Raw genomic sequence first — 10,645 nt, 5'->3', positions numbered from 1 at the left:
TGGCGACCGCCCGGGCGCCGGCGCCCGCCCCCGCAGCGGCTCCCGCCGCGGGGGCGTTCATCGGGCCACCCGGTCCGCGACCGGCCGCTCCGCGTGGGGCCGCGGGGTGGTGTGGCGAGCCGGCGCGACGAGGGCGCCGCGGCGGCGCAACGCCTCGACCCCGGCCTGGTCGTCGGGCTGCGCGTCGGGGACCTCGTCGTCGAACCGGGCGATCCGCGGCAGCCGCATCGCCACCAGTACCAGGGCCGCGATGGCCACCGCGAGCACCAGGTAGAGCAGGCCGATGCCGCGGCCCGGCCCGACCCCGATGACCCGCCCGACCGTGCCCGCGAGCAGCCCGCCCGGGGCCATCAGCGGCTCGAGGAGGCTGGAGCCGGCCGGGCCGACCAGGGTCCAGCCGATGGGCAGCGTGGACCAGGCGATGACGGTGTTGATGGCGAACACCCGGCCGTGGAACCGCTGCGGCACCTTGACCTGCACGATCGTGGCGTAGACGCCGTTGAGCAGGACGAGCCACATCGAGATGCCGAACGACCCGATCGCGATCAGCCACAGTGCCGGACGCAGGCCGATGACGAGGCAGCAGGCGGCCAGCGCCAGCGTGCAGCAAAGTACGGTGAACAGCCGCCGGTGCCGCGGCCCGCCCCAGATGCTCATCGTCAGGCCGCCGAGGAACGCCCCGATGCCGCCCGCGACCGAGATCTGGGCGACCTGGCCGATGCCCGCGAACGCCAGCACCAGCGGCGTCATCATCAGGAACAGCGGCGACAGGAACACGTTGAGTCCCATGAAGAACAGCAGCATGGCCCGGAAACCGCGGTGCCCCCAGGAGAAGCGGAAGCCCTCGCGGATCTCGGCGGTGAGGCTCTCCCGGGGGCGCCAGGCCAGCGTCCGCGGGAAGCGCACCAGCAGCACGATGGTGATCGCGGCGACGTAGCTGAGCACGTCGATGACCAGGATGCCGCCGAGGTCGACCGCGGCGAGCAGCGCCACCGACAGCAGCGGCATCATGATGGTGGCGACGCCGCCGATCATCTGCACGACGCCGTTGGCGTGGCCGAGGTACTGCTTGGGCACCAGCTGCGGGATGGCGGAGGTGTAGGCCAGCCGCTGGAACGTCAGCGACACCGACAGCAGCACGATCAGCGGGTAGATGTGCCACACCTGCAGCGACCCGCTCCACAGCAGGACGCCGAGCAGCAGCTGGGTGCCGCCCGCTCCGACGTCGCCGAAAAGCATGACAGCGCGTCTGCTGTGCCGGTCGACGACGGCTCCCGCGATCGGCAGCACCAGCAGGCCGGGGACGAGCCCGGCGACCGCGAGCAGCGCGAAGTCGAGCAGCGACCCGGTCTCCTTGAGCACCCACAGCGGCAGCGCCACGTCGGTGAGCGTCGACCCGAGGATGGAGATGAGCTGCGCGAACGCGACGGCCAGGAAGCGGCGCATGCTGGGCTGCGGCCCGGGGGCGGCGACCCGGCCGGCCGACGATGAGGTGCCGTGCAGCCACCAGGTCGCCTGGTCACCGCGTGCGGGGCGGGTCAGGGGCTCCGCCTGCTCCGCCACCACCGCGGGGTCGACGGTGGTGACGATCTCGGCGAGCTCGTCGGCCCGCCACTTGAGGTAGAAGTGCCCGGCCTCGTCGAGCACGACGACGGCGGTGCGGTCGGTGAGGAAGTGCCATTCGGTGTAGCGCTCGGAGTAGAACTCGGTCGCCGGGTCCCGGTCCCCGGCCACGGCGATGATCGGCGCGCGGAGTCGTTCGGTGCCGGCGTGCATCAGCTGCGTGAAGTACGCCTCGGCACTGTCGGAGTCGCGGCGCATGTTGCGGATGATCTGGCGGGCCTGGCCGGGTTCGATGTCGCTCATGTCGACGCCCATCGCGGTCAGCCAGTTGGCGTACACCTTGTCGGAGCGCAGCGACTCCATCCGGGTCAGCCGCGACAGCGCCGTCCAGACCCGGCTCCGCGGCCGGGCGAACGGGAAGATCGCCCCGATGTAGACCGCGTCGAGCTCCCGGCCGCGCTGCTCCAGCCGGCGGGCGATCTCGACGGTGAGCGCGGAGCCCACGCCGCAGTGGCCGTAGAGGGCGACCGGCCCGTCGACCTTCTCCAGGATCTCGGCGGTGCAGCGTTCGGCGAGCTCGTCGAAGGGCAGCGCCGCCTCGTCCAGGCCGACGTCGTGGCCGGGGATGGCGACGGAGAACAGCCGGTGCCCGGCCGGCAGCGCGTCGGCGAGCGGCTGGTACACCACGGCGCTGCCGCCGCCGTAGGGCACGCAGACCAGGCTGCGCACCCGCCGCGCGACCGGCACCGGGCGGGTCAGCTCGTGCACCAGGTCCCGGCCGCCGCGCTGGTCGAGCGGCACGTCGACGAGCCGGGCCAGCTCGCGTACCGTGCGGTGCTTGAACAGGTCCATCACGGACACGCCGCCACCGGCGGCGCGGCGCAGCTTCGCGACGACCTGGATGGCCAGCAGCGAGTGCCCGCCGAGATCGAAGAAGTCGTCGTCGAGGCCGACCTGCGGCACACCGAGCACCTCGACCCAGATGCCGGCGACCATGATCTCGGTGGCCGTGCCCGGCGCCACGTACGGGGTCCCGGCGTCGCGGACCTGCTGCGGCGCCGGCAGCCGGCGCCGGTCCAGCTTGCCGCTCGGGCTCAGCGGCAGCTCGGGCAGCTCGACGAAGGTGGACGGCACCATGTAGTCGGGCAGCCGCCGCTTGAGGGCGAGCCGGAGCGCGACGGCGTCCGCCGGTTCGGTCACGACCAGGTACGCCGCCAGCCGTTTGTCGCCCGGGGTGTCCTCACGGACGACGACAGCGGCGTCGCGGACGCCGGGTTGTCCGCGCAGTGCCACCTCGATCTCGCCCAGCTCGATCCGCAGACCGCGCAGCTTCACCTGCCCGTCGATGCGGCCGAGGAAGTCGAGCGTCCCGTCCGGGCGCCACCGGGCCAGATCGCCGGTGCGGTAGAGGCGCTGCCCGTCCCGGCCGGTGACGAACTTCTCGGCGGTGAGCTCGGGCCGGTTGAGGTACCCGTGGGCCAGCCCCACCCCGGCCAGGTGCAGCTCACCCGGCACGCCCACCGGCAGCGGCTCGCCGTGCCCGTCCAGCACGTACACCCGCATGTTGTCGATCGGTGCGCCGATCGGCACCCTGGCCGAGCCGGTCAGCTCGTCGGCGGTGCAGTGGTAGGCGGTCACGTCGATGGCCGCCTCGGTCGGCCCGTAGAGGTTGTGCAGCTCGGCGCCGGGCAGCGCGGCGAGCGTGCGCAGGGCGACGTCGACGGGGAGCTCCTCACCACTGCAGATGACCCGCCGCAGCGGGCCGCACCGCTCGATCCCCTCCTCCGCCAGGAACACGGCGAGCATCGACGGCACGAAGTGCACGGTGGTGACGCCCTCGGCCACGATCAGGTCGCGCAGGTAGGCGGCGTCCTTGTGCCCGTCCGGCCGGGCCAGCACCAGCCGGGCCCCGATGAGCAGCGGCCAGAAGAACTCCCAGACGGAGACGTCGAAGCCGACCGGGGTCTTCTGCAGCACGGTGTCCGCCGCGGTCAGGCCGTAGCGGCGCTGCATCCAGTGCAGCCGGTTGACGACGCCACGGTGCCCGTTGAGCACCCCCTTGGGCTGCCCGGTCGAGCCGGAGGTGTAGATCGCGTAGGCGGGGTCACCGGGCCCGGCCAGCGGCTCGGGCGCGGTCGTGGCAGCGGTCGCCCAGGTCGCCGGGGCGTCGAGGGCCAGCACCGGACGGTCGGTCGGCGGCAGCGCGGCCCGGGCCGTCCCGGCGGTCAGCACGGCGACCGCGTCGGTGTCCGCGAGCATGAACCCGAGCCGCTCGGCCGGATAATCCGGATCCAGCGGTACGTACGCCGCTCCCGAGATCAGCACACCGAGCAGGGCGACGACGAGGTCCGGACCGCGGTGCGCGCACACCGCGACGAGCCGGCCGGGCCCGGCACCGTGCTCGCGCAGCCGGTGGGCGACCTGGTTCGCCCGTGCGGCCAGCTCGCCGTAGCTCAGCGTGGCCCCCTCGTAGGTGACCGCGGGCGCGTCCGGGGCGGTGGCGACCCGCGCCTGGATCAGGTCGTGCAGTGTCCGGCCGTCGGGGAAGTCGGCGGCGGTGTCGTTCCAGGAGACGAGCACCCGCTCGCGGGCCGGGCCGGTGACGGTGAGCAGGCGGCTGAGCGGCCGGTCCGGGTCGCGGGCGACCGCACGCACGAACTCGACGAAGGTGCCGGCAATCCGTTCCACCGTCTCGGTGGTGAACAGGTCCCGGTTGTAGATGAACGCGCCGGAGAGCCCGTCCCCGGCCACCAGGTCCAGCTCCAGGTCGAACCGGGTCGCCACCGCCTCGACGACGAAGGGCTCCACCGTCAGCCCGGCGGCCGGGGCGTCGGCGGACCCGCCGGACCCGGCGTAGGTCCGCATCGACAACGCGACCTGGAAGATCGCGGAGCGGCCGAGGTCGCGTGCCACGTCGAGCTCGGTGACCAGCTGCTCGAACGGCAGCTCCTGGTGGGCGTACCCGTCCAGGGTGGTGTCCCGGACGCGGCCGACGAGCTCGGTGAAGGTCGGGTCGCCGGCGGTGTCGACGCGGGTGATCAGCATGTTGACGAACATGCCGATCATCGGCTCCAGCTCGGCGTGCGTGCGGCCGGCCTGCGGCGAGCCGATCGCGAAGTCGTCCTGCCGGGCGTAGCGGGCGAGGACCGCCGCGTATGCGGCGAGCACCGCCATGTAGAGGGTGGCGCCGTGGTCGAGCGCCAGTCGCCGCAGCGCCGCGGTCGACTCGCCGTCGAGGCGCACGCCGACCGGCGCGCCCCGGAAGGTCAGCTCCGAGGGTCGCGGCCGGTCCGTGGGCAGATCGAGTGGGGGTACGCCGGCCAGCCGCGCACGCCAGTAGGCGACGTCGCGTTGCTGCGTGCCGTCGGCGAGCCGCTGCCGCTGGCGTTCCCGCTGCCACACCGCGTAGTCGCCGTACTGCCTGCGTGGTGGCGGCAGGGGGTCGTCCGCGCCGTTGCCGGCGGTGAGGAGGGCGAGCAGCTCGCCGACGACCAGGTCGGCCGACCAGCCGTCGCAGACGATGTGGTGCACGGTGAGCGCGAGCACGTGGTCGTCCGGCCCGACGGCGTACAGGGCGGCGCGCAGCAGCGGGCCCCGGGTCAGGTCGAACGGTTCGGCCAGCCGGGCCCGGACCGCCGCGCGCACCCACGCCTCGCGGGCCGCCAGGTCGGCACCGACGGCCGCGGTGGTATCGAGCGCGATCGGCACCGTGTCGTCGATGCGCAGCACCGGCCGGCCGTCGCCGGTGGCGTCGAACCGCATCCGCAGGCTCTCGTGGCGGGCCATGATCGCGTTCAGCGCGGCGCCCAGCGTGGCCGGGTCGAGCGTGCCGCGCAGCCGCAGCAGGACCGGGACCGTGTACGCCGCCGTGCCCGGCGCGTACTGCTCCATGAACCACAGCCGCTCCTGGGCGAGCGAGAGCGGCACCGCCGTCCCCGCCGGCCGGGCCGCGATGGTCTCGGCCGGGGCTGCGGTCTGCTTGAGCCGGGCGGCGAGCAGCGACCGCTTGACGGCGGAGAGCTGGTCGGGGACGGCGGTCACGGCGCCTCCGTCCGGGCGGCGAGCTGTGCCGCCGCCTCGTCCTCGGTGAGCCGGTCGATCTCCGCGACCAGCGCGGTCTCGACCGCGTCGGCGAAGCCGGCGACGGTGGGGTGCTGGAACACGAGCCGGACCGGCAGGTCCAGGCCGACGGCGGCGCGCAGCCGGGCGATCACCCGGACGGCGAGCAGCGAGTGCCCGCCGAGGACGAAGAAGTCGTCGTCGGCGCCCACCCGCTCGACCGGCAGCACCTCGGCGAAGATCCTGGCGACCAGCTCCTCCGCGTCGGTGCGGGGCGGCTCGAACGCGGTCCGGACCCCGTCGACGACCGTGGGCGCCGGCAGCGCCTCGGTGTCGACCTTGCCGTTCGGGGTCAGCGGCAGCGCGGCCAGCGGCACGATCACGCTCGGCACCAGCAGTGCGGGCAGCCGGTCGGCGGCGTGGGCGCGTACCTCGTGCACGGCGGTGGTGCCGGTCACGTACGCGACGAGGGTGTCGCCGAACGCGGTGACCGCCGCCTGGCCCACGTCCGGGTGCCCGGCCAGGACAGCCTCCACCTCACCCGGCTCGATCCGCACGCCCCGCACCTTGAGCTGCCGGTCGAACCGGCCGAGGAACTCGAGCACCGGCTCGTCCCGGCGCCACCGGGCCCGGTCGCCGGTGCGGTAGACCCGGCCACCGCCGTAGGGGTCGGGGCCGAACCGCTCGCCGGTGAGGTCCGGCCGGCCCAGGTAGCCGTCGGCGAGTCCCGCGCCGGCCAGGCAGAGCTCGCCGACCGCGCCGCGCGGCACCAGACGCCCGGCCCGGTCGAGCAGGTAGGCGCGGACCCCGCCGATCGGCCGCCCGATCGGCGGACGGCGGCCGGTGTCGGCGGCCCCGAGGTCGACCGCGGTGGCGATGATCGTCGCCTCGGTCGGCCCGTACGTGTTGGTCAGCCGGATCCGGTCGCCGTGCCGCGCTCGCCAGCGGGCGACCGCGGCCGCGTCGACCTGTTCGCCGCCCAGGATCACCAGCCGCAGCGCGGCCGGCCAGGCGGGCACGACGTCCAGCAGCGCCTGCCAGTACGCCGTCGGCAGGTCGAGCACGGTGATCGCTGGGTCGGCGGCGAGCAGCTCCGGCAGCGACTGCGGCCCCTCGGGCAGCACCACCAGGGTGCCGCCGGCGGCCAGGGTGGGCCAGACCTCCTCGGCGTGGGTGTCGAAACTGGGCTCGGCGAACTGCACGACGCGGTCGCTCCCGGTCAGCCGGTAGGCGTCGACCATCCACGCGACGCGTTCGTCGAGGGCGGCGCGGCCGACGAGCACCGGCTTCGGGGTGCCCGTCGAGCCGGAGGTGAACAGGACGTAGGCGGGGTCGGGCGCGGACCCCGGCGCGGTCGAGCCGGGCCCGACGCCGTCGACGGTGATCACGGCGGCGACGGCGGCCTGCGCGACGAGCACGGCGCGCCGCTGCGCGGGCAGCCGCGGATCGACGGGAACGTAGCCGGCGCCGGTCCGCCAGGTCGCCAGCAGGGCGACGATCAGGTCGGGGCCGCGCGGCAGGCTCACCCCGACGAGCTGCCCGGACCCGACTCCGGCGGCGCGCAGCGCGTCGGCCAGCGCACCGGCGCGGGCCCACAGCTCCCGGTAGCTGACCTGGTCGTGGCCGCTGACCACGGCGATCGCGTCGGGCGCGACGGTGACCGCCCGCTCGATGCGGGCCAGCAGCGGCAGGCCGCCGGCAACGGCCGGCCCGGTGCCGATCCGCAGCAACTCGGCCCGGGTGGACCCGTCGACGAGCGGCAGCGCCTGCACCGGGGTGTCCAGGTCGGCCAGGGCGGCGTGCAGCACGGCGGTGAACCGGTCGGCGAGCCCGTCGGCGGTGGCCGGGTCGAACAGGTCGGCGCTGCAGGTGAGCAGGACGTCCATCCGGGCCTCGGCGGACCGCTTGGCGATCGCGGTCGAGCTGACGAACACGTCCATCGCCACGTCGGTGATGGTGCGCCGCGATCCCTCGCCGAACGCCTCGACCGCGACACCCTCGAAGCCCTCGAAACCGGTCGCCGACACGTCCATCGTGGAGTGCATCGTGAAGGTGGCCTGGAACAGCGGGTTGCGGCTCGGGTCGCGCGGCGTGCCCCGGTCGGCGATGAGCTGCTCGAACGGGACCTCCTGGTGGGCGAAGGCACCCACGCAGCCGGCCCGGGTCCGCAGCACCAGGTCGCGGAAGGTGACGTCACCGGAGAGGTCGGCGCGCAGGACGAGCATCGAGGTGAAGTAGCCGAAGACCGACTCCACCTCCACGCCGTCGCGGCCGGCGACCGGCGTGCCGACGCAGAGGTCGTCCTGCCCGCCGGCCTGCGCCAGCGTCAGCTGATAGGCCGTCATCAGCAGCATGAACGGGGTGCAGCGCAGCTGCCGTGCCGCGCGCTGCACCGACGTCCACAGCTCGCCGCCGAGCTCACGGACCGCCGCGACACCCGCCGAGGTCCGCACCGCCGGGCGGGGCCGGTCCAGCGGCAGTTCGAGCACCGGCGGGTCGGCCAGCGTCGCCCGCCAGTACGCCAGCGCGGCGTCGTCAATGCCCTGATGGGCGCGGGCGTGGTCGACGTAGCGCATGCCGGGCGCGCTGGGCTCGATCCCCCGGTACACCTCGGCGACCTGCCGGTAGAGCAGGTTCATCGACCAGCCGTCGCCGACGATGTGGTGCACGACCGTGCACAGGACGTGCTCACGAGCGCCGAGCCGCAGCAGGCCGACCCGGATCAGGTGCCCCGCGGCCAGGTCGAACGGGCGGGCGATCAGCTCCTCGACGGCGCGGCGCGCCTCGGCCTCGCTCGACACGTCGGCCCGCTGCACCGGCGTCGCCCGCGCCGCGAGCACCTCCTGCACCGGTACGCCGCCGGACTCGACGAACCGGGTCCGCAGGCTCTCGTGCCGGGCGATGACGGCGTCGAGCGCGCGGATCAGCCGGTCGACGTCGAGGTCGCCGCGCAGCAGGACGGTCGTGGAGATGCTGTACGCGGGGTCGCCCGGGTCGAGCCGGTCGAGGAACCACAGGCGGCGCTGCGCCGCGGTCAGCGGGCCGCGATTGCGTTCATGCATGGCAGACACGCCTCCTCGTGGAACGAATCCGAGACGTTCGGCGCCAACCGCACCGCGTGCCCCCGGCGCTCGCCGCCGCCGGGCACCAGCAGGCGATCGAGCAGTGGCAGCAGGCCCGGGTCGCGCCAGCCCGGGAAGACCGCCGACGCCCCGGCCGCAGCGACCGCCGCCAGGTAGTCCGGGTCGTGCACGGTGGGCATCGCCACGACCGGGCTGCCGGCCGACCGGGCGGCGGCCATGCCCGTGAGCGAGTCCTCGAAGACCAGCTGGTCCGCCGCCTCCACGCCGAGCCGCCGCGCGGTCTCCCGGTAGACGTGCGGCGCCGGCTTCAGGTGCGGCACGTCCTGCGCCGTCACCACGCGGCGCTCGCCGAACCGCGGGAGCAGCCCGGCCCGGTGCAGGATGCCGAGCGCGGTCCCGCGCTCGGTCACGGTGCCCACGGCCACCGGGATGCCGCGGCCGGCCAGCCGGTCGAGGAACTCGCCGACCCCGGCGCGTGGAACGATCTCGGCAACCTCGCCGATCAGCGATGCGAAGTACCGCCGCTTCGCCGCGAGCACCTCGACCGGCGGGACCCCGGCCGGTGACAGCGCCGCGACCTCCGCCGCCACCCGTTGGTCGGGGCCACCGATGAAGTGTGGGAGCCGCTCCAGCGCCTGGTCCCAGGTGAGCTCGACGCCGGCCTCCCGGGCGGCCCGCAGCAGGGCTTCGTGGTGGAACCGCTCGAGGTCCACCAGCGTGCCGTCGAGATCGAAGGCCACGGCCGACAGCCGGCCGCCCGTCATCGCTGCCCGACGCTCTCTGCCCGGTCCGCGCCGGACGACGCCGCCGCGCCCGAGCCGTGCCGCGCCAGCCTGACGACGGCCATGTCGTCGTCCTCGTAGGAGATCGCGGCGTCGCATCGCGGGCCGACCATGGACAGGAAGTAGTCCAGGTCGTCGATCATGCCGATCCCGTCGGCGGGATCACGGCGGAGCCCCTTGGACTGGACGAGCAACGCCACGCCGGCGATGCGGAGGCTGTCCAGAATCAGCGCGGAGAGATCGATAGGGGTGAGCATGCGCCACAGATCGAGGTGCACGACGTAGTCGAAGGAGCCGTCCGCGTACGGCGTCCGGGCGCCGAACAGGTGCGGGTTGTCGGGCCCGAAGGCCAGCGCGTGGTCGATGCTCGTCATCCGGCCGGCCGTCGCCGCCGAGCCGACGTCGAAACCGATCCAGAGGCTGTCGGCGGCATCCGGCAGGCCGGCGGCCTTGCGGACGGCGTCGCCGGTGACCCGGCCCGGATGGTCGCGGATGAACTCGCGGCAGTCCTCGTAGAACGGCAGGGTCCGGGCGACCCGGCGGTGGTTGTCCGACGGATGGGTGAAGAACTCGACGTCGTAGTGGCGGTACTTGCGGACGAGGTAGGGAAGGACCGGTTTGGTGTTCTCCCATTCCGTGGCCCAGTCCCGGAAGTGCGGGGTGTGGTAGCAGACGGCATCCGGGTCGTAGCGGAAGTGGGCGTTGTCGCGCTCGAAGTGCCGGTAGATGCGGTACGTGAAGTCGGTGTCCTCGTACCCCCATTGGACGAACGCCTCGTCGAACCCTCCGACCTGCAGGTACAGCTCGCGGGGAAGCGAGAGGTTGTGCGTGAAGCCGAACATCCACGCAGTGCGTCGATAGACGTCGAAGACGTCGCTGTCGTCGCGCTGCGGCACGTCGCGGTGATCACCCTCCATCGGCAGGAGGTCGCCCTCGTCGGGCACCGCCTGCCGCAGCGTCGTGAACGTTCCCCAGCTGGGCTCGACGCGCCGGCCGAAGACGACCCCGGGACCCGGGTCACCGGGTCGGCGCAGGTGCCGCTCGACGAGGTCCGGGGCGGCGTAGGAGTCCGCGTCCATCAGCAGAAGCCGGTCGGCCCGGGACTGGGCGACCCCGAGGTTCCGCGCGGCCGACCTGCCCCGGTTGGATCCGTGCCGG

At 74.1% G+C, this 10,645-nt stretch carries 4 protein-coding genes; all 4 read right to left on the bottom strand.

Annotation, left to right across the window (positions count from 1 at the left end):
* Positions 1-57: 57 nt before the first annotated feature.
* Positions 58-5,604: an amino acid adenylation domain-containing protein gene (locus ABZS66_RS57540; protein WP_354772801.1), complete on the bottom strand. Its 5,547-nt coding sequence runs from the start codon at positions 5,602-5,604 to the stop codon at positions 58-60.
* Complete coding sequence (locus tag ABZS66_RS57535) at positions 5,601-8,684, bottom strand: condensation domain-containing protein (protein ID WP_354772800.1); 3,084 nt, start codon at positions 8,682-8,684, stop codon at positions 5,601-5,603. Before ABZS66_RS57535 ends, ABZS66_RS57540 begins: the two co-directional genes overlap by 4 nt.
* A complete protein-coding gene (locus ABZS66_RS57530; protein ID WP_354772798.1) occupies positions 8,657-9,469 on the bottom strand; it encodes an HAD family phosphatase in 813 nt (270 codons plus the stop codon). Before ABZS66_RS57530 ends, ABZS66_RS57535 begins: the two co-directional genes overlap by 28 nt.
* The coding region (locus tag ABZS66_RS57525; RefSeq protein WP_354772796.1) for a glycosyltransferase at positions 9,466-10,645 on the bottom strand (1,180 nt) is incomplete at its 5' end. The genes ABZS66_RS57525 and ABZS66_RS57530, both read right to left, overlap by 4 nt.

Source organism: Dactylosporangium sp. NPDC005572, from assembly GCF_040605515.1.
Taxonomy (GTDB): domain Bacteria; phylum Actinomycetota; class Actinomycetes; order Mycobacteriales; family Micromonosporaceae; genus Dactylosporangium.
The sequence above is the reverse complement of the archived record's forward strand: the minus strand, read 5'-3'. Positions and strand labels throughout refer to the sequence as shown.

Coding starts and splice junctions, on each gene's coding strand:
- ABZS66_RS57535 (WP_354772800.1), bottom strand. CDS start 8,684: ATGCATGAACGCAATCGCGGCCCGCTGACCGCGGCGCAGCGCCGCCTG.
- ABZS66_RS57530 (WP_354772798.1), bottom strand. CDS start 9,469: ATGACGGGCGGCCGGCTGTCGGCCGTGGCCTTCGATCTCGACGGCACG.